This window comes from Pseudomonas sp. Yb2C2 (genome assembly GCF_052112325.1).
Taxonomy (GTDB): domain Bacteria; phylum Pseudomonadota; class Gammaproteobacteria; order Pseudomonadales; family Pseudomonadaceae; genus Aquipseudomonas; species Aquipseudomonas marginalis.
The window spans coordinates 64,935-85,277 of record NZ_JAVAJK010000015.1 but is presented as its reverse complement, the minus strand read 5'-3'; the positions used below and the strand labels follow the sequence as shown (position 1 = coordinate 85,277).

The following is a 20,343-nucleotide window of genomic DNA, read 5'->3' as shown; positions in this document are numbered from 1 at the left end:
CAGGGCACTCGTAAAAAATATAAAACAGAGGTTCCAGGATGGCGAACACCCCCTACCCCCAGTCGTATTACGCCGCTTCCGCCAATGCCGTTCCGCCGCGCCCAATGTTGCAAGGCGACGTCGAAACCGATGTGTGCGTGATTGGCGCCGGCTATACCGGCCTATCCAGCGCGCTGTTTCTACTGGAGAACGGTTTTCGCGTGACGGTGCTGGAAGCTGCCAAGGTGGGTTTTGGCGCGTCGGGCCGCAATGGTGGACAGATCGTCAACAGCTACAGCCGTGACATTGATGTGATCGAGCGCAGCGTCGGCCCCCAGCAGGCGCAGTTGCTGGGGCAGATGGCGTTCGAGGGTGGCAGGATCATTCGCGAGCGTGTGGCCAAATACCAGATCCAGTGCGACCTGAAGGACGGCGGCGTGTTCGCGGCACTCAACAGCAAGCACATGGGCCATCTGGAGTCGCAGAAGCGCTTGTGGGAGCGCTACGGCCATACACAGCTGGAGTTGCTGGATGAGCGCCGCATTCGCGAGGTAGTGGCCTGTGACAACTATGTCGGCGGACTACTGGACATGAGTGGCGGCCACATCCATCCACTCAACCTGGCGCTGGGTGAAGCGGCAGCCGTGGAGTCCCTGGGCGGTACGATCTACGAACAATCGGCGGCGGTGCGCATCGAGCGTGGCGCCAACCCGGTGGTCCATACGGCAGAAGGTAAAGTCAGGGCCAAGTTCATCATCGTCGCGGGCAATGCCTACCTGGGCAACCTGGTGCCGGAGCTGGCGGCCAAGTCGATGCCCTGTGGCACCCAGGTGATCACGACGGCGCCACTCGGGGATGAGCTGGCCAGGACACTCCTGCCGCAGGATTACTGCGTAGAGGACTGCAACTACCTGCTCGACTACTATCGCCTCACCAGTGACAAGCGCCTGATCTTCGGCGGCGGCGTGGTGTATGGCGCGCGCGACCCGGCGAACATCGAAGCAATCATCCGCCCGAAGATGCTCAAGGCCTTCCCGCAACTCAAGGATGTGAAGATCGACTACGCCTGGACCGGCAACTTCCTGCTGACCCTGTCGCGCTTGCCGCAGGTTGGTCGCCTGGGCGACAACATCTACTACTCACAAGGCTGCAGCGGCCATGGCGTGACGTACACCCACCTGGCGGGCAAGGTGCTGGCGGAAGCGCTGAGAGGCCAGGCAGAGCGCTTCGATGCGTTTGCCGACCTGCCGCACTACCCATTCCCGGGCGGGCAACTGTTGCGCACACCGTTTGCGGCACTGGGAGCTTGGTACTACGGGCTGCGGGATAAGCTGGGCTTCTGACAAATCAATGGGGGCCGGTTCGCCGGCTCCCGCAAAAAATTGCCAAATTGCAGACACAAAAAACCCCGGTCTTTCGACCAGGGTCTTTGCTATCGGATCAAAGTAGCCAGTGGCTTTCTTTGTGCTTCAAGGCGTTCAGCGGTCCTTGAGGCAGATATGGCGCAGCGGACGGGACTCGAACCCGCGACCCCCGGCGTGACAGGCCGGTATTCTAACCGACTGAACTACCGCTGCGTATCGCTTGACCGGCTGAGCAAACCGCCTCAACCGTCTTTGAACATCTGATTGATTAGCTTGGCTGTTCAACCTCAAGCCCGATAAATCGAACCTGGAAAATATGGCGCAGCGGACGGGACTCGAACCCGCGACCCCCGGCGTGACAGGCCGGTATTCTAACCGACTGAACTACCGCTGCGCGTCGGTGCAACCTTTAACGTTGCGTCCTGCCCGAAGGCAAAACTCTCAAGAAGTGGTGGGTGATGACGGGATCGAACCGCCGACCCTCTGCTTGTAAGGCAGATGCTCTCCCAGCTGAGCTAATCACCCTTTGCTTCGTTGAGGCCGCGAAATTTACGCAGGTAGCGGACCTAAGTCAATAGCCTGCTTGAAGTTTTTCTGAAAAAGACAAAATGGCTTCAAGACGGCTACCCGTCCTACTCGCTGTAAATCATCTTCTTGCTCATGCCACCGTCCACCACAAACTCTTGCCCGGTGACAAACCCGGCCTGGCGCGACAGCAACCACGCCACCATCGCTGCCACGTCCTCTACCGTACCCACCCTGCCCGCCGGATGCTGGGCATGATCGGCATCGGTCAAAGGCTCGGCACGCCGCGCAGCTGGATCACGGGCATCAATCCAGCCAGGACTGACCGCATTCACCCGCACTTCCGGCCCGAGGCTGATCGCCAAGGCGTGAGTAAGGGCCAACAGGCCACCCTTGCTCGCCGCATAAGCCTCGGTATCCGGCTCCGACTGACGAGCCCGGGTCGACGCCAGGTTGACGATGGCGCCGCCGTGGGCACGCAGGTAAGGCGCACAGTGCTTGGCCAGCAACATCGGCCCACTGAGGTTAACGGCCAGCACGCGATTCCAGTAAGCCAGGTCAAGGCTTTCCAGGGTGATGTTGTGCGGGTCGGCCACCGCAGCGTTACAGACCAACGCGTCCAGGCGACCGAATTGCCCCAGGACTTCGGCGACCCCCTGGGCCACCTGTTTCTCGTCAGCCACGTCCATGGTGATAAACCAGGCGTTTTCGCCCAGCACCTTGGACACCTTGGAACCGCGCTCGCGGTCGAGGTCGGTCAAGACCACCTGCCAGCCTTCGCTGATCAGCCACGCCGCAATCCCGAGACCAATACCCCGCGCCGCGCCCGTCACCAGTGCGACGCGCCCATTACTGGCCGCCGCTGCCTCCAGGGACCACTCGATCACAAGGCAGCCAGCCCGCGAGCCAGGTCAGCCTGCAGATCCGTGACATCTTCCAGGCCGACCGCGATGCGGATCAGGCTGTCCCGGATACCGGCCGCCTCACGCTCCTGCGGCGCCAGGCGTCCGTGGGACGTGGTGCTCGGATGGGTAATGGTGGTCTTGCTGTCGCCCAGGTTGGCCGTGATGGAGATCAGGCGCGTCGCATCGATAAAGCGCCAGGCGCCCTCTTTGCCGCCCTTCACTTCGAAACTTACCACGGCGCCGAAACCACGTTGCTGGCGCTGGGCCAACGCGTGCTGCGGGTGGCTCTTGAGGCCGGCGTAATGCACTTTTTCGATACCGTCCTGCTGCTCCAGCCACTCGGCCAAGGCCTGGGCGTTGGCGCAATGGGCTTTCATGCGCAGGCTGAGGGTTTCCAGGCCCTTGAGGAAGATCCAGGCGTTGAACGGGCTCAGGGTCGGGCCGGCGGTGCGCAGGAAGCCCACCACCTCCTTCATCTGCTCGCTGCGACCGGCAACCACGCCGCCCATGCAACGGCCCTGGCCATCGATAAACTTGGTGGCCGAGTGCACCACAATGTCCGCGCCCAGCTTCAGCGGCTGCTGCAAGGCAGGCGTGCAGAAACAGTTGTCGACCACCAGCATCGCGCCTTTGGCGTGAGCCACTTCGGACAACGCGGCGATATCCACCAACTCGGCCAACGGATTGGACGGCGACTCGACGAACAGCAGCTTGGTGTTGGACTTGATTGCCGCACCCCACCCGGACAGATCCGCCAGGGGCACGTAGTCCACTTCGATACCGAAGCGCTTGAAATACTTCTCGAACAGGCTGATGGTCGAACCGAACACGCTGCGCGACACCAGCACGTGGTCGCCGGCACTGCACAGGCTCATCACCACCGCCAGGATCGCCGCCATGCCGGTTGCCGTTGCCACCGCCTGCTCTGCGCCTTCCAGGGCCGCAATACGCTCTTCGAACGCGCGCACAGTCGGGTTGGTGTAGCGGGAATAAACGTTACCCGGCACTTCGCCAGCAAAGCGCGCCGCGGCGTCGGCCGCTGTGCGGAACACGTAGCTGGAGGTGAAGAACATCGGGTCACCGTGCTCACCTTCCGGGGTACGGTGCTGGCCGGCGCGCACAGCCAGGGTATCGAAAGCTACGCCATCGAGGTCGCTGTCCAAGCGACCGGCATCCCATTCCTGACTCATGCTGCGACTCCTTACTCAATTCTTTATTTAAGATACAAAACCGGCCCCTCAGGGCCGGTGTCTACTCAGTTGTTGTACAGATCGATGATCGCGCTGACCGCCTGGGTCTTGATCTTCGACGAGTCGTTACGCGCCTGCTCGATCTTGTTCAGGTAGGCCTCGTCGACGTCACCGGTCACGTACTTGCCGTCGAACACGGCGCAGTCGAACTGCTCGATCTTGATCTTGCCACCGCCGACCGCTTCGATCAGGTCCGGCAGGTCCTGGTAGATCAGCCAATCGGCGCCGATCAGGTCGGCCACGTCCTGGGTCGTGCGGTTGTGGGCGATCAGTTCGTGGGCGCTCGGCATGTCGATACCGTACACGTTCGGGTAACGCACGGCAGGCGCTGCGGAACAGAAGTACACGTTCTTCGCACCGGCCTCACGGGCCATCTGGATGATTTGCTTGCAGGTGGTGCCGCGTACGATGGAGTCGTCCACCAGCATCACGTTCTTGCCGCGAAATTCCAGTTCGATGGCGTTGAGCTTCTGGCGCACCGACTTCTTGCGGGCCGCCTGGCCCGGCATGATGAAGGTGCGACCGATGTAACGGTTCTTCACGAAGCCTTCGCGGAACTTGACGCCCAGGTGGTTGGCCAATTCCAGCGCAGCAGTACGGCTGGTGTCCGGGATCGGGATCACCACGTCGATGTCGTGCTCGGGACGCTCGCGCAGGATCTTGTCGGCCAGCTTCTCGCCCATGCGCAGGCGCGCCTTGTACACCGACACACCATCGATGATCGAATCCGGACGCGCCAGGTAGACGTGTTCGAAGATGCACGGGGTGAGTTTCGGCGCGACAGCGCACTGACGGGTGTGCAGTTTGCCGTCTTCGGTGATGTACACCGCTTCGCCCGGCGCGAGGTCGCGGATCAGGGTGAAGCCCAGCACGTCCAGGGACACGCTTTCGGACGCGATCATGTACTCGACGCCTTCGTCGGTGTGACGCTGGCCGAACACGATCGGGCGAATACCGTGGGGGTCACGGAAGCCGACGATGCCGTAGCCGGTGATCATCGCAACGACGGCATAACCGCCGACGCAACGGTTATGCACGTCGATCACGGCGGCGAACACATCTTCTTCGGTCGGCTGCAGCTTGCCGCGCTGGGCCAGCTCGTGGGCGAACACGTTGAGCAGCACTTCCGAGTCTGAGCTGGTGTTGACGTGGCGCAGGTCAGATTCGTAAATCTCCTTGGCCAGTTGCTCAACGTTGGTCAGGTTACCGTTATGCGCCAGGGTAATGCCGTAAGGCGAGTTGACGTAGAACGGCTGAGCTTCGGCCGACGTCGAGCTACCGGCGGTCGGGTAACGCACATGGCCAATGCCCATGTGCCCGACGAGGCGCTGCATGTGACGCTGATGGAACACGTCACGTACCAGGCCATTGTCCTTGCGCAGGAATAACCGGCCGTCGTGGCTGGTCACAATACCGGCAGCGTCCTGGCCGCGGTGCTGGAGGACGGTTAGCGCGTCATACAGCGCCTGATTGACGTTCGACTTACCGACGATACCGACGATGCCACACATGCGACGCAACCCCTACTTAATGAATCTTGACTGAACACAACTTACTGCGGCGTTTTGGCCGGCAAGAGGTGTTCCTTGAACGGAAGATCAGCGGGTACGCTGATTCCGCTGGCCAGCCACTGACTGCTCCACCCCAATATGAGGTTCTTGGACCAATCTGCAACCAATAGAAATTTTGGCACGAGTACCGACTCCTGCCACCACGAATCCTGCTGTACCGGCCCCAGGCTCAACAGCCCGACCGCCACGACCACCAGCAACGCACCACGCGCGGCACCGAAGGCCATGCCGAGAAATCGATCGGTCCCGGAGAGGCCGGTGACACGTATCAACTCGCCAATAAGATAATTGACCATTGCCCCCACCAGCAGCGTGGCGATGAACATGATGGCGCAGCCCGCGATGACGCGAGCCGAAGGTGTCTCGATGTATCCGGCCAGGTAGACCGACAACGAACCGCCGAACATCCAGGCTACGACTCCTGCGATGATCCAGGTCAGCAACGACAGTGCTTCTTTTACGAAGCCGCGGCTTAGACTGATCAAAGCGGAGATGGCGACGATTGCAACGATCGCCCAGTCAACCCAGGTAAATGGCACGTTTGAGCCTACGGACGGATAAGGCGGCGCATTTTAGCAGAGCGTCGGGCTGTCGGTAAGCTGTGATTGCGGCTGCTTTGCAAATCAATAGATTGTGGCGGGCCGATCACATTTCAACCTCACCACATTTGATTGGACTTCAGGTTTAAACCGATGCGGGCTCAGCCGCGCTCAGGCTGGAAGCGGGTCACGAAGCCTTTCAGGTTCTGCTGACGGTCCAGCAAATCCCGCAGCCGGTCGGCCTCGGCGCGCTCGATCAGCGGCCCGATAAACACCCGGTTCTTGCCGTCGGCGCTACGGATGTAGGCGTTGTAGCCCTGGGCACGCAGCTTCTTCTGCAAGGCGTCGGCGCCTTCACGATTGCCCAGGCTGGCCACCTGGATCGACCAACTGATCGGCAAGCCGTTCGGGTCGATACGGCTCTGCCCCACATCCGGCTTGCCCGGCGCAGCAGGCTGTGGCGCTACAGGTTTGGGCGCAGGCGCAGGTGTCGCCGGCTTGGCGGCGACCGTCGGAGCAGGTGTCGGCTTGACCACCGGCACGCTTGGCTGCACCGGCATCGACGGCGCCTGCTGCGCGGCCACCTCATCATCGGTCGGCACCGGTTCTTCTTCCGGCAACGCCTGCGGTTCAGGCACCACCACCGGCTCCACCTGCACTTGGGGCACTGCCGGTGCCTGGGGCGCAGCCGGAGCCTCGACGACCACCTGGCGCTGCTCGTCCTGGCGGGAAAACAGCATCGGCAGGAAAATCACCGCCAATGCCACCAGCACCAGGGCTCCAACCATTCGCTGCTTGTATGCGCTATCCAGTAATGCCATCTGCAGCTTCCTCCGTGGAGCGCCGGGCCAACCACTCAAGCGCCTCGGCAACACAATAAAATGATCCGAACAACAGAATTTCGTCCTCGGCCGTCGCCACCGCGCACTGAGCCTCCAGGGCGGCAGTCACGCTTGCATACGACGCCACGGGCGCACCAAGGTTCTGTAACGCGATCTCAAGCTCATGGGCCGGACGGCTGCGGGGCGTATCCAGCGGCGCTACCGCCCAAGCCTGGACGCTGTCCAGCAACGGCGCAACTACGCCCTCCAGGTCCTTATCGGCGAGCAAACCGAATACAGCCAGGCGACGCCCCACCGGCGGCGTGCGTGCCAGGCGCTTGGCCAGGTATTGCGCTGCATGGGGGTTATGCCCCACATCCAGCAACAGGTTCAGGCGCTTGCCGTGCCAGTCGAACACCCGGCGATCCAGGCGCCCGACCACGCGGGTCGCCAGCAACGTCGCAGCAATCTGCTCAGCCTGCCAAGGCAGGTCCAGCAACAGATAGGCTTGCAGCGCGAGTGCGGCGTTCTCCATCGGCAGGTTCAGCAAGGGCAGATCACGCAGCTCCACAGCCTGCCCATGGGCATCCCGGCCGCGCCACTGCCAGTGCCGGTCACCGATTTCAAGATTGAATTCGCGGCCACGCAGGAAGAATGGGCAGCCCAGCTCACACACCTTGTCCAGCAAGGGCTGCGGCGGATCCAGGTCACCGCACAGCGCAGGCTTGCCCGGGCGGAAAATCCCGGCCTTCTCATAGGCCACGGACTCGCGGGTATCCCCCAGGTAGTCGGCATGGTCCACGCCAATACTGGTGACCAGCGCCAGGTCGGCATCCACCACGTTGACGGTGTCCAGGCGCCCCCCCAGGCCCACTTCCAACACGACCACATCCAGCTGCGCACGCTCGAACAGCCAGAACGCCGCCAGGGTGCCCATTTCGAAGTAAGTCAGGGAAATCTCACCGCGCCCGGCATCGAGTGCGGCGAAGGCTTCGCAGAGTTGCTCATCGCTGGCTTCGACGCCATTGAGTTGCACCCGCTCGTTGTAACGCAGCAAGTGCGGCGAGCTGTACACGCCGACTTTCAGCCCCTGGGCCTGCAGCAGCGCGGCAACAAAGGCACAGGTAGAACCCTTGCCGTTGGTGCCGGTCACCGTGATCACACGCGGCGCCGGCCGGCCCAACCCAAGGCGGGCCGCTACCTGTTGCGAGCGCTCCAGGCCCATGTCGATGGCGGACGGATGCAACTGCTCGAGGTAGGCGAGCCATTCGCCCAGGGTACGTTGGGTCATAGGTTCGCAGGCACCGGCGGCACAACGATCGGCTCGACTTTAGGCGCGACGTAAACAGGTGTCGGCAGGCCCATCATCTGCGCCAGCAGGCTACCCAGGCGTGGACGCAGCTCACCGCGCGGAATGATCAGGTCGATTGCGCCGTGCTCCAGCAGGAACTCGCTGCGCTGGAAGCCTTCCGGCAGTTTTTCGCGCACGGTCTGCTCGATCACGCGCGGGCCGGCAAAGCCGATCAGGGCTTTTGGCTCACCGACAATCACATCGCCCAGCATCGCCAGGCTGGCGGAAACACCGCCGTAGACCGGGTCGGTCAGCACGGAGATGAACGGAATGCCTTCTTCGCGCAGACGCGCCAGCACCGCAGAGGTCTTGGCCATTTGCATCAGGGAGATCAACGCTTCCTGCATCCGCGCACCACCGGAGGCGGCGAAGCAGATCATCGGGCAACGGTTTTCCAGGGCGTAGTTGGCCGCGCGCACGAAGCGCTCGCCGACGATGGCCCCCATGGAGCCGCCCATGAAGGAGAACTCGAACGCCGACACCACCACCGGCATGCCCAGCAGCTTGCCGCTGACGGAAATCAGCGCGTCCTTCTCACCGGTCTGCTTTTGCGCAGCGGTCAGGCGGTCCTTGTACTTCTTGCCGTCGCGGAACTTCAGACGGTCGACCGGCTCCAGGTCGGCGCCCAGCTCGTTACGGCCGTCGGCGTCGAGGAAGATATCGATGCGGGCGCGGGCGCCGATACGCATGTGGTGGTTGCACTTGGGGCAAACATCCAGGGTCTTTTCCAGCTCGGGGCGGTACAGCACCGCGTCGCAGGATGGGCACTTGTGCCACAGACCTTCAGGAACCGAGCTTTTCTTCACCTCGGAACGCATGATCGAAGGGATCAGTTTGTCTACTAACCAGTTGCTCATGCTTTCTTTCTCCAGTACCGGTGGCTTGAACACAGCCCCGCGTATGCCCTTGAGCTAAATTCATATGTGGCGATGACGCAGGCTGGACGGGGTCAGACGTTCGACCTGCCATTTCCAGCCTGCATCCTCAGCCTTCCAGACAGCCTGCCTGCGCAGGTTGCCACTTCATTTCCGGGCCGCCCTCAGGCGGCGCCGGGCTGTTTTACACAGTGGTAGTTATGGACGGCGGCAGACTGCCAGCCGTCACATCCCGCCACAGCTGTTGCGCACCGCGTGCATGAATGCGCGAATCCTGTCGTGATCCTTGATGCCCTTGCCTTGCTCTACCCCACCGCTGACATCCACGGCATACGGCCGGACCTGTTGAATCGCCGCACCGACATTCGCTGGGTTGAGCCCCCCGGCCAGGATGATCGGCTTGCTCAATCCTTCGGGGATCAGCGACCAATCGAACGCTTCACCGGTACCACCGGGTACGCCTTCGACATACGTGTCCAGCAGAACGCCACGCGCGCCGGAATAGGCCGCGCAGGCCCTCGCTATATCGTCACCCGCCTTGACCCGCAACGCCTTGATATACGGGCGTTGGTAGCTTTCACATTCATCCGGGGTTTCGTCGCCGTGAAATTGCAGCATATCCAGCTGCACGGCATCCAGGGTTTCGTTGAGTTCGCAGCGGCTGGCGTTGACGAACAAGCCCACGGTGGTCACGAACGGCGGCAGCGCCGCAATGATCGCCCGCGCCTGCAACACATTCACCGCCCGCGGGCTCCTGGCATAAAACACCAGGCCAATGGCATCCGCCCCCGCCTCGACTGCCGCCAGCGCGTCTTCTATGCGGGTAATCCCGCAAATCTTGCTGCGAACGGCAGGCATGTCGTAGAAACCTCAGGGGTTGGACCGATAAAGTCCCGGATGGTAACAAAAGCTTTTCCGGGCGTCAGCCGCCAAGTTCACTGAACCCTGTGAGGAAGTGTGGCCCGATGAAACGCTGCGGCAGCTCGAACTCGTCTCGGTACTCCACGTCCACCAGATACAGGCCAAACGGATGCGCCGTGACGCCGCCCGTGCGGCGAATGCGGCTTTCCAGCACTTCCCTGGCCCATTCCACCGGGCGCTCGCCGGTGCCGATGGTCATCAATACGCCCGCAATGTTACGCACCATATGGTGCAGGAAGGCGCCGGCGCGGATGTCCAGCACGATCATCTTGCCGTGGCGAGTCACCCGCAGGTGGTGGACTTCCTTGATCGGCGACTTGGCCTGGCACTGGCCGGCACGAAACGCACTGAAATCATGCACCCCTACCAGATGCTGCGCAGCCTCGGCCATGCGTTCGGCATCCAGCGGACGGTGGTTCCAGGTGATTTCTTCGTTGAGGTGCGCGGGACGGATCTGGTCGTTGTAGATCACATAGCGATAACGCCGGGCAATCGCCTTGAAGCGCGCATGAAAGTGCGCAGGCATGACCTTGGCCCAACTTACGCTGACGTCATGGGGCAAATTGATATTGGCGCCCATCACCCAGGCCTTCATCGTGCGTTCGGCCTGGGTATCGAAGTGCACCACCTGGCCGCAGGCATGCACACCGGCATCGGTACGCCCGGCACACATCAACGACACCGGGGAGTCAGCCACTTTCGACAGCGCCTTCTCCAGGGTTTCCTGCACCGTCAGCACGCCTGACGCCTGGCGCTGCCAGCCGCGATAGCGCGAGCCTTTGTATTCCACGCCGAGGGCGATGCGGTAAAAGCCAGCGGCCGCCATTTCGGCGGCCGGGTTATCTATATTTGCCAAGAACTGAGAGCCTGATGAGTTGCGCGAAGGCGGCCATTATAAATGCGCCAGCTGCGTGGCGTGCGCTTTTGTTGGGGATTGACCTTCCCACACCGCACCTGCATCAACCTTCAGATTTTGCCGAGCATTTCCTTGGCCTCGCCGCGCTGCGCCTCATCACCTTCGGTGAGCACTTCAGAGAGAATGTCCCGCGCGCCGTCGGCATCCCCCATGTCGATATAGGCCTGGGCGAGGTCTAGCTTGGTGGCGACTTCATTCGTACCGGACAGGAAATCGAACTCCGGTTCATCATCGCCCAGCGCCGCGTCCTCAGCGGTAAAGGAAGGTTCGATGGGCGGACTTTCCAGGCTCTGGGACAGGCGATCCAGCTCGGCGTTGACATCGTCCAGCTCCGAAGCGAAGGCATCCGGCTTGGCGGCTGCGTCTGGTTCGTCCGCCAGGGACAAGTCGAAATCCTCCGGCAAATCGAAGTCATCCAGCGCCGATGGGGTCAGCGTCGGCGGCTCCACGGCAGACACATCCTTCATCTGGTCCTCAAGACCGGAAAGGAAGTCGTCGTCGGATTGCTCGGACGCCGGGTCATTGAGTTGCAGGTCCAGGTCGAAGTCCGACAGGTCTTCCTCGCCGGCCTTGGGCGCCGATTGCTGCTCCAGGAGCGCTGCAAACGTCTGCTCGTCGTCCAGGCTGGCTGGCGAAGCCGCCTCCAGCTCATCCAGGCTCAGGTCGAAATCGGTGTCGAGTGCATCGGGCTCGGCGGCCGGGGCAGCCGGCTTGTCTTCCAGCAGGTCCTTGACGTACTGAGCGTCAAGGGCCGCGGCGGCAACCGCGGCACTGACGCCCGCCGCCAATACCGCCATCGCAGGAAAGCGCGACTTGAGCTGCTCGACCTGGGCATGGTTTTCACCATTGGCCACCAGTTGACGCTCCTGGGTCACGAAACCGTCCTTGTCGCTTTGCAGGCCGTAGACTTCCATCAGCTTCAACCGCAGGTCGCTGCGCTTGGGCTCGTGCTTGATCGCTTGCTCCAGCACATCGGCGGCCTGGTTCAGATGACCACGGTCGATATGGGACTGGGCTTGCGCCAGGGCATCGTTGGCGTTTTGCGGGGCCACGGCAGCGGCCAGCGGCGCGAGCACGGAGGCAACCGTCGGAACCGCTACCGCCGGCGCAACCACTGGAGCAGGTGCCGGAGCGGCTGCCAGCTTGACGTTCGGCGGCGGCACTTCGAGGCCTTCGAAACTGTCCGACGGCAGGTCCTGTTCGATGCTTGAGGTAAATTCCGGCTCTTCAGCCAGCGCCCGCGCCATGCGCAAGTGCTTTTCCTCTTCACGGCGGGCGTTGCGATGGCGCGCCCACAACAGCAGGAGCAGCAACACCACCAGGCCAGCCGCACCGCCGATCACACCGAGGACAACCGGATTGGTCAGCAGATCATTGAACTTGCCTTCCGTGGTGTCAGGTGCCGTGGCCGGCGTAGCTGCCTCAGGTGCCGGCGCCGCCGGGGTTGGCGTTGGCGCGGCGGCCTGTGCAGCGGGTGCGGCCGGCGTGGCGGCCGGGTCGCTTGCCAGCTGTGCGGGCATCGCTGCCGTCGCCGCTACGGCCGGGGCACCTTTGTCTGCCTGCAAACGGGCCAGTTGATCGTTTTTCAGTTGAATCAACTTTTGCAGTTTATCCAACTGGCTTTGCAGATCTGCCGCACGGCTCTTGAGTTCTTCGTTATCGCGGCGGGTGGTGTCCAGTTGCTCCTGGGTCATCGCCAGCTTGTCACTCAAGACCTGGCTGTCACCGGCCTTGCCCTTGCCGCCCTTCCTGGCTGCTTCAGCCGAGACCAGGCTCAGGTTGTCCTGGGTATTGGTGGTCGACGGCGCATTGCCGGCCTGGGCACGCTTGGTGGCGTCCAGTTGCTGCTTACCGGCCGCCTGATTGGTCGCCCCGCGCCGACCCTGGCGCCAGGCGGCATTTTGTACCCTCACTTCGGCAATTGCCTGAGGCTGCGGCAACGCCGTGCTTTGTACGGTGTCCGGCAGGCGCAGCACCTGGCCGGTTTTCAGGCGGTTGATATTGCCGTCGATAAAGGCGTCGGGATTGAGTGCCTGAATGGCCAGCATGGTCTGCTGCACCGAGCCGCCATTGCGGTGCTTCTGCGCAATTTCCCACAGGGTGTCGCGGGAGGTGGTGGTGTGCTGGGCCGGCTTGCTCACAGCGGGCGCACTGCGGCCGGGCGTTCCCACGCGCGGTGCAGGTGCTGCGGGGGTCGAAGCCGACTGGTCGAACTTGGCAGGGTCGAGCAACACGCTGTAGTCGCGCATCAAGCGGCCATTGGGCCATTGCACCTGCAGCAGGAAACGTACGTAGGAATCCGGCAGCGGCTTGCTGGAGGTGACGCGCACCACGCTGCGACCGCTGGGATTGATGACCGGGGTAAACGTGAGGTCATCGAGAAACGCCTGGCGATCGACGCCCGCGTCCACGAACGCCTGGGATGAGGCCAGGCTCGGGGTGATCTCGGACGCCGTGAGGCCACCGACATCGAGCAATTCGATTTCCACCGACAACGGCTGGTTCAACTTCGACTTGAGGGTCATTTCCCCCAACTGGAGCGCCTGCGCCATACCGGAGGACAGCGCCGAGGCGGCCGCTATTGCTAACACCAGTTTGCGAACTTGAACCATAGCCTCATCCTTTGTTTGAACACTCCCCGGCCTGCGAGAAGGTTGGTAACCGCTTGCCATAAGGCATGGCGAGCCGATAGGTCACCGACGCGCAATTGTTCCTGCTTGGGGCCAAGCATAGCGCCTGGTTAGAATCAATCTACAAATTGCCGCCAAGTATCTTTTACGCAAGGCGTTTTATCAACAACTGCGCCAGTTGCACGGCGTTAAGGGCGGCGCCCTTGCGTACGTTATCTGACGTCAGCCACAGATTTAGTTCAGCCGCGTCATCCACTCCCGCGCGCACCCGGCCTACATAGACCACATCCTGGCCCACTGCGTCGCCCACGGCTGTAGGGTAATCCCCCTCTTCTACCAGCTCGATACCCGGCGCGGCCTCCAATGCGCGGTTGACGGCGGCAAGATCGACCGCCGCACCCAATTGCAATGACACAGTCAGGCTATCGCCAAAAAACACCGGGGCTTGAACGCAAGTTGCGGAAATCTTTAGCAAAGGTAATTCCAGGACTGCGCGCAGTTCGTGAACCAGGCGCTTTTCCAGGGTGGTATGCCCTTGGGCGTCTGGCGTGCCGACTTGTGCCAACAGGTTGAAGGCCATTTGCCGGTCAAAGAACTTAGGTTCCAGAGGGCGCACATTCAGGAGCTCGGCGGTCTGACGTGCCAATTCGCTGACGGCTTCGCGGCCCTGGGCAGACACTGCCAGGCTGGCAGTGACGGCGACACGCTGGATGTCCAGCAAGCCGCGCAACGGCGCCAGCACCACCGCCAGGTTGGTGGCCGACGGGCTCGGGCTGCCGAGCTGGAACGGTTTTTCCAGGCCGTCGAGGACGTGGGCATTGGCTTCCGGCACCACCTGGGGCGCCTGCTCGGCGGGCAAGGCTCCCGACAAGTCGATCACCGAGCAACCCGCCGCCGTGGCTCGCGGCGCGAAGCTCAGGGTGACTTCCGGGCCTGCGGCGAAGAAGGCCAGTTGCACCTTGCTGAAATCGAATTCGTCGACCTCCTTGACCCGTACGTTCTTGCCGCGAAACGGTACCGAGGCGCCAGCAGAGTTACTGCCCGCCAGCAGGTACAGGGTGCCCACCGGGAATTCCAGCTCTTCGAGAATCTGCACCAGGGTTTCACCAACGGTGCCGGTGGCACCGATCACGGCAATTTCAAAGGTCTGGGTCATGGGGGCTGCCTCGGGCATTGCGGGGGGAGCGGCACTTTACCGGGTGGCCGGGAGCGAGGCAATTAACCTGGGTCTGGTGAAGTGGCTGATGGCCCTATCGGGGGCAAGCCCCCTCCCACATTCAACCGAGTTCCAACCTTGAAATGCTGTTTACTGTGGGGGGGGCTTGCCCCGTTAGCGCCCGAAAGAACAATAAAAAACCCGCGCCTGTCACCAGAACGCGGGTTTCTATTATTGCTTCAAGCGATCAACGCTCCAGCAAGATCCGCAACATGCGACGCAACGGCTCGGCCGCGCCCCACAGCAGTTGGTCGCCGACGGTGAATGCGCCCAGGTACTGGGTGCCCATGTTCAGCTTGCGCAGACGGCCCACTGGTACATTCAGGGTGCCGGTGACCTTGGTCGGGCTCAGCTCCTGCATGCTGATGTCGCGGTTGTTCGGCACCAGCTTGACCCAGGGGTTGTGCTGGCTGATCAGCCCTTCGATATCGGCGATCGGCACGTCTTTGTTCAGCTTGATGGTCAGCGCCTGGCTGTGGCAGCGCATGGCGCCGATGCGCACGCAGATGCCATCCACCGGGATCGGGCTCTTGAACCGGCCGAGGATCTTGTTGGTCTCGGCCTGGGCCTTCCACTCTTCGCGGCTCTGGCCGTTCGGCAGCTCTTTGTCGATCCACGGGATCAGGCTGCCGGCCAATGGCACACCGAAGTTCTCGGTCGGGTAGGCATCGCTGCGCATGGCTTCGGCCACACGGCGGTCGATGTCGAGGATCGCGCTGGCCGGGTCGGCCAGTTGATCGGCGACGGCGGCGTGGGTCGCGCCCATCTGCTTGATCAACTCACGCATGTTCTGCGCGCCGGCGCCGGACGCCGCCTGGTAGGTCATGGCGCTCATCCACTCGACCAGGCCGGCTTCGAACAGGCCGCCCAGGCCCATCAGCATCAGGCTGACGGTGCAGTTGCCGCCCACATAATTCTTGGTGCCGGCATCCAGTTGCTGGTCGATGACCTTGCGGTTGACCGGATCGAGGATGATCACGGCGTCGTCCTGCATGCGCAGGCTCGAGGCGGCGTCGATCCAGTAACCCTGCCAGCCGGCTTCACGCAGCTTGGGGAAGACTTCGCTGGTGTAGTCGCCACCCTGGCAGGTGAGGATCACGTCGAGGGTCTTCAGCTCTTCAATGCTGTAGGCGTCCTTGAGCGGGGCAATATCCTTGCCCACGGACGGCCCTTGGCCACCTACGTTCGAAGTGGTGAAAAACACCGGCTCAATAAGATCGAAATCCTGCTCTTCCAGCATCCGCTGCATGAGCACGGAACCGACCATACCGCGCCAACCGATCAGACCTACACGTTTCATCGCAACTACACCTTGTTAAAAAGTGGGCCGCCTTGCAGCAACAACTGCAAGCGGGCCCGAGAGATTACAGATTCCGCAGCGCGGCGACTACTGCGTCGCCCATTTCCTGCGTACCCACCTTGGTGCAACCCTGCGACCAGATGTCGCCGGTGCGCAAGCCCTGGTCCAGCACCAGGCTCACGGCCTTCTCGATCGCATCCGCGGCGTCGCTCAGGTTGAAGCTGTAACGCAGCATCATCGAGACCGACAGGATGGTCGCCAGCGGGTTGGCAATGCCCTGGCCCGCGATGTCCGGCGCCGAGCCGTGGCAAGGCTCGTACATGCCCTTGTTATTGGTGTCCAGGGACGCCGACGGCAGCATGCCGATGGAACCGGTGAGCATCGACGCCTGGTCGGACAGGATGTCGCCGAACAGGTTGTCGGTGACGATCACGTCGAACTGCTTCGGCGCACGGACCAATTGCATGGCGGCGTTGTCGACGTACATGTGGCTCAGTTCGACGTCCGGGTAATCCTTGGCCACTTCTTCGACGATTTCGCGCCACAGCTGGCTGGAGGCCAGGACGTTGGCCTTGTCCACCGAGCAGACCTTCTTGCCGCGTACACGGGCCATGTCGAAACCGACGCGGGCGATACGGCGGATTTCGCTCTCGCTGTACGGCAGGGTGTCGTAGGCCTGGCGCTCGCCATTCTCCAGCTCGCGCACGCCCCGTGGCGAGCCAAAGTAGATACCGCCGGTCAGTTCACGCACGATCAGGATGTCCAGGCCCGCCACCACTTCCGGCTTCAGGCTCGACGCATCGGCCAGTTGCGGGTAGAGGATCGCCGGTCGCAGGTTGCCGAACAGGCCCAGCTGTGCGCGGATTTTCAGCAGGCCGCGCTCAGGGCGGATATCACGCTCGATCTTGTCCCACTTCGGGCCACCCACGGCGCCCAGCAGCACGGCATCGGCGGCGCGGGCGCGGTCCAGAGTTTCGTCGGCCAGGGGCACGCCGTGCTTGTCGATGGCAGCGCCGCCGATCACGTCGTGGCTCAATTCGAAGCCCAGGCTGTACTTGCTGTTGGCAAGCTCCAGGACCTTGACCGCTTCGGCCATGATTTCCGGACCAATACCGTCGCCAGGGAGAATCAGAATCTGCTTGCTCATGGGTTCCTCATTTCATCGAGCGACCTGCCCGTGGGCAGGTCGGGAAAATTAATCAGCGTTCGGCCCAGACCACCAGCACGTCGGTGCTGAAGGTGCCGTCGGCCTGAATCTCGTAGTAATCGCGCACTTCCTGGCCCATCGCCTGCTGCAGCTGCAGGATCGCGGCGCGCAGCACTTGCGGTGTGCGCATGCGTTCGACCCACGAGGTGTATTCCAGGCGCAGGCGCTGGCGGCTGCTGTTGCGTACGTGCAAACCGGCTTCGCTGAGCTGGCGCATCCATTCGGCGGCGGAGTAGTCACGCACGTGGCTGGTGTCGCGCAACACTTCGACGGTTTGCAGGTAAGTGTCCAGCAACGGGCTGCCCGGTGACAAGACATCGACAAACGCCGCCACGCCGCCCGGCTTGAGCACGCGGCGCACTTCGCGCAGGGCCACGCCGAGGTCGCTCCAATGGTGCGCCGAATAACGGCTGAACACGAAGTCGAATTCGCCATCGGCAAACGGCAGGCGCTCGGCGGCGCCGTTTACGGTGCTGATATTGGTGAGACCGCGATCTTGCGCAGCGGCGGCCACCACATCGAGCATCTGCTGGGACAGATCGTAGGCCACCACTTCCTTGACCAATGGCGCCACATGGAAACTCACATGACCGGCACCGCAGCCCAGGTCCAGCAGTCGTGCACCGCCCTGCCCGGCCAGTTCGGCCTGGAGCAGCGCGAATTCGGTGCCTTGGGCGTGCACGGCACTGCTCAGGTAGGCAGACGCCTGTTCGCCGAATTGTTTTTGCACGACTTGGGTGTGGGCGGTGCTGGTCATGGTGGCATCCTTCAAGGGTTGTGTTGCTGGTACCGGCCTACATCAATTTATGCGTCACGAAACAACCAGGGCTGGCTCACCCGGTGCCTGGCTTCGAACGCGGCAATCGCATCGCCGTCCTGCAAGGTCAGGCCGATATCGTCCAGGCCGTTGATCAGGCAGTGCTTGCGGAAGGCGTCCACCTCAAAGTGGTACACCTTGCCGTCCGGACGGGTCACGGTTTGCGCAGCCAGGTCGATGGTCAGCTGGTAGCCCACATCGGCTTCCACTTGCTTGAACAGTTCGTCGACTTCTTCGTCGGTCAAGATGATCGGCAACAGGCCGTTCTTGAAGCTGTTGTTGAAGAAGATGTCGGCATAGCTCGGCGCGATGATGCTGCGAAAGCCATATTCTTCCAGGGCCCACGGCGCGTGCTCGCGACTGGAGCCGCAACCGAAGTTTTCCCGGGCCAGCAACACGCTGGCGCCCTGGTAGCGCTCGGCGTTGAGCACGAAGTCCTTGTTCAGCGGGCGCTTGGAGTTGTCCTGGTAGGCGTAGCCCACGTCCAGGTAGCGCCATTCGTCGAACAGGTTGGGGCCGAAACCGGTGCGTTTGATGGACTTCAAGAACTGCTTGGGGATGATCTGGTCGGTGTCGACGTTGGCACGGTCCAACGGCGCGACCAAACCGGTGTGTTGGGTAAAAGCTCTCATCGGGTTTTCCTCAGATCAATTCGCGAACGTCGATGAAACGACCGTTGACGGCAGCGGCGGCGGCCATGGCGGGGCTGACCAGGTGGGTACGGCCACCGGCGCCCTGACGCCCTTCGAAGTTACGGTTGGAGGTCGACGCGCAATGCTCGCCCGACTCCAGGCGGTCCGGGTTCATCGCCAGGCACATCGAGCAGCCCGGCTCACGCCACTCGAAACCGGCTTCGAGGAAGATCTTGTCCAGGCCTTCGGCCTCCGCCTGGGCTTTAACCAGGCCCGAGCCTGGCACCACGATGGCCTGCTTGATGGTCGAAGCGACTTTGCGGCCCTTGGCGATCACCGCCGCAGCGCGCAGGTCTTCGATCCGCGAGTTGGTGCAGGAACCGATGAACACGCGATCCAACTGTATGTCGGTGATCGCCTGGTTGGCCTTCAAGCCCATGTACTTCAAGGCGCGCTCGATGGAACCGCGCTTGACCAGGTCGGCTTCCTGCGCCGGGTCCGGCACGTTCTGGTCGACGGCCAGGACCATTTCCGGCGAAGTGCCCCAGCTGACCTGCGGCTTGATCTGGGCAGCATCGAGTTCAACCACGGTGTCGAACACCGCATCGGCGTCTGACACCAGGTCTTTCCAGGCTTCAACCGCGGCGTCCCAATCGGCGCCTTGCGGTGCAAATGGGCGCCCCTTCACGTATTCAACGGTTTTCTCGTCCGCCGCCACCATGCCCACGCGAGCACCGGCTTCGATGGACATGTTGCAAATGGTCATGCGGCCTTCGATGGACAGGTCGCGAATGGCGCTGCCGGCGAATTCGATGGCATGGCCGTTACCGCCGGCGGTGCCGATCTTGCCGATCACGGCGAGCACGATGTCCTTGGCGGTCACGCCGAACGGCAAGGTGCCTTCGACACGCACCAGCATGTTCTTCATTTTCTTGGCGACCAGGCACTGGGTGGCGAACACATGCTCCACCTCCGAGGTGCCGATGCCGTGGGCCAGGGCGCCAAACGCACCGTGGGTGGAGGTGTGGGAGTCGCCGCAGACCACGGTCATGCCCGGCAAGGTGGCGCCCTGCTCCGGGCCGATCACGTGGACGATCCCTTGACGCACGTCATTCATCTTGAATTCGGTGATGCCATATTCGTCGCAGTAGTCGTCGAGGGTCTGCACCTGCAAGCGCGACACGGTGTCGACAATGGCGTCGATCCCGCCCTTGCGCTCCGGGGTGGTCGGTACGTTGTGGTCCGGGGTGGCGATGATCGAGTCGACGCGCCAGGGCTTGCGCCCGGCCAGCCGCAGGCCTTCGAACGCTTGGGGCGAGGTCACTTCATGGATGATGTGACGGTCGATATAGATCAGCGACGAGCCATCGTCGCGCCGTTTCACTTCATGGGAATCCCAAAGCTTGTCGTAAAGCGTTTTGCCGGCCATCAGTCGGTCCTCATCAGCGGTGTTTCTATGCGCCGGGCTTTTCAATAACCCTTTGGCTTGTGAGGCTGATGGTATGGCGCTACATTAAATAACTC

General features: G+C 62.4%; 17 protein-coding genes and 3 tRNA genes. 1 reads left to right on the top strand and 19 read right to left on the bottom strand.

What is annotated here, in order from left to right; all coding sequences use genetic code 11:
• Positions 1-38: 38 nt before the first annotated feature.
• Positions 39-1,322: an NAD(P)/FAD-dependent oxidoreductase gene (locus Q8X51_RS20900; RefSeq protein WP_065927247.1), complete on the top strand. Its 1,284-nt coding sequence runs from the start codon at positions 39-41 to the stop codon at positions 1,320-1,322.
• A gap of 157 nt (positions 1,323-1,479) precedes the next feature.
• Here the strand turns inward: Q8X51_RS20900 and Q8X51_RS20895 are convergent.
• The 19 genes from Q8X51_RS20895 to leuC form a co-directional block, all read right to left on the bottom strand.
• Positions 1,480-1,556, bottom strand: a tRNA-Asp gene (locus Q8X51_RS20895).
• A 104-nt stretch (positions 1,557-1,660) separates the two neighbouring features.
• Positions 1,661-1,737, bottom strand: a tRNA-Asp gene (locus Q8X51_RS20890).
• Between the two features lie 55 nt (positions 1,738-1,792).
• A tRNA-Val gene (locus tag Q8X51_RS20885) sits at positions 1,793-1,868 on the bottom strand.
• 107 nt (positions 1,869-1,975) lie between these two features.
• Positions 1,976-2,740 carry an SDR family oxidoreductase gene (locus Q8X51_RS20880; RefSeq protein ID WP_027604081.1) on the bottom strand — a complete coding sequence of 255 codons (765 nt, stop codon included), beginning with the start codon at positions 2,738-2,740 and terminating at the stop codon, positions 1,976-1,978.
• Between the two features lie 11 nt (positions 2,741-2,751).
• Positions 2,752-3,963, bottom strand: a complete 1,212-nt coding sequence (locus Q8X51_RS20875) for an O-succinylhomoserine sulfhydrylase (protein ID WP_065927246.1) — start codon at positions 3,961-3,963, stop codon at positions 2,752-2,754.
• Between the two features lie 65 nt (positions 3,964-4,028).
• Entirely contained in the window at positions 4,029-5,534 is a 1,506-nt protein-coding gene (gene purF, locus Q8X51_RS20870; protein WP_027604079.1) for an amidophosphoribosyltransferase, read from the bottom strand.
• A gap of 41 nt (positions 5,535-5,575) precedes the next feature.
• Positions 5,576-6,133 (bottom strand): CvpA family protein, encoded by a 558-nt coding sequence (locus Q8X51_RS20865; RefSeq protein WP_003192538.1) that lies wholly within the window; start codon positions 6,131-6,133, stop codon positions 5,576-5,578.
• Between the two features lie 161 nt (positions 6,134-6,294).
• Positions 6,295-6,954, bottom strand: a complete 660-nt coding sequence (locus Q8X51_RS20860) for an SPOR domain-containing protein (RefSeq protein ID WP_065927245.1) — start codon at positions 6,952-6,954, stop codon at positions 6,295-6,297.
• Positions 6,938-8,245, bottom strand: coding sequence for a bifunctional tetrahydrofolate synthase/dihydrofolate synthase (gene folC / locus Q8X51_RS20855; RefSeq protein ID WP_330216273.1), 1,308 nt, complete (start codon positions 8,243-8,245; stop codon positions 6,938-6,940). Before folC ends, Q8X51_RS20860 begins: the two co-directional genes overlap by 17 nt.
• Positions 8,242-9,162, bottom strand: a complete 921-nt coding sequence (accD, locus tag Q8X51_RS20850; RefSeq protein WP_027604076.1) for an acetyl-CoA carboxylase, carboxyltransferase subunit beta — start codon at positions 9,160-9,162, stop codon at positions 8,242-8,244. The genes folC and accD overlap by 4 nt, the downstream gene beginning before the upstream one ends.
• Positions 9,163-9,405: 243 nt before the next feature.
• Positions 9,406-10,038 (bottom strand): phosphoribosylanthranilate isomerase, encoded by a 633-nt coding sequence (locus Q8X51_RS20845; protein WP_074847320.1) that lies wholly within the window; start codon positions 10,036-10,038, stop codon positions 9,406-9,408.
• Between the two features lie 64 nt (positions 10,039-10,102).
• Complete coding sequence (gene truA / locus Q8X51_RS20840) at positions 10,103-10,927, bottom strand: tRNA pseudouridine(38-40) synthase TruA (RefSeq protein WP_027604074.1); 825 nt, start codon at positions 10,925-10,927, stop codon at positions 10,103-10,105.
• Between the two features lie 140 nt (positions 10,928-11,067).
• Positions 11,068-13,629, bottom strand: coding sequence for a FimV/HubP family polar landmark protein (locus tag Q8X51_RS20835; protein ID WP_407693495.1), 2,562 nt, complete (start codon positions 13,627-13,629; stop codon positions 11,068-11,070).
• Positions 13,630-13,792: 163 nt separating this feature from the next.
• Positions 13,793-14,803: an aspartate-semialdehyde dehydrogenase gene (locus Q8X51_RS20830; RefSeq protein ID WP_065947094.1), complete on the bottom strand. Its 1,011-nt coding sequence runs from the start codon at positions 14,801-14,803 to the stop codon at positions 13,793-13,795.
• Positions 14,804-15,050: 247 nt separating this feature from the next.
• Positions 15,051-16,163 carry an aspartate-semialdehyde dehydrogenase gene (gene asd / locus Q8X51_RS20825; protein ID WP_027604071.1) on the bottom strand — a complete coding sequence of 371 codons (1,113 nt, stop codon included), beginning with the start codon at positions 16,161-16,163 and terminating at the stop codon, positions 15,051-15,053.
• A gap of 64 nt (positions 16,164-16,227) precedes the next feature.
• A complete protein-coding gene (gene leuB / locus Q8X51_RS20820) occupies positions 16,228-17,310 on the bottom strand; it encodes a 3-isopropylmalate dehydrogenase (protein ID WP_017530190.1) in 1,083 nt (360 codons plus the stop codon).
• A 52-nt stretch (positions 17,311-17,362) separates the two neighbouring features.
• Entirely contained in the window at positions 17,363-18,127 is a 765-nt protein-coding gene (locus tag Q8X51_RS20815) for a class I SAM-dependent methyltransferase (protein WP_065947093.1), read from the bottom strand.
• A 47-nt stretch (positions 18,128-18,174) separates the two neighbouring features.
• Positions 18,175-18,819, bottom strand: coding sequence for a 3-isopropylmalate dehydratase small subunit (gene leuD, locus Q8X51_RS20810; RefSeq protein ID WP_065925092.1), 645 nt, complete (start codon positions 18,817-18,819; stop codon positions 18,175-18,177).
• 10 nt (positions 18,820-18,829) lie between these two features.
• Positions 18,830-20,248, bottom strand: coding sequence for a 3-isopropylmalate dehydratase large subunit (leuC, locus tag Q8X51_RS20805; protein WP_027604068.1), 1,419 nt, complete (start codon positions 20,246-20,248; stop codon positions 18,830-18,832).
• Between the last annotated feature and the right edge of the window lie 95 nt (positions 20,249-20,343).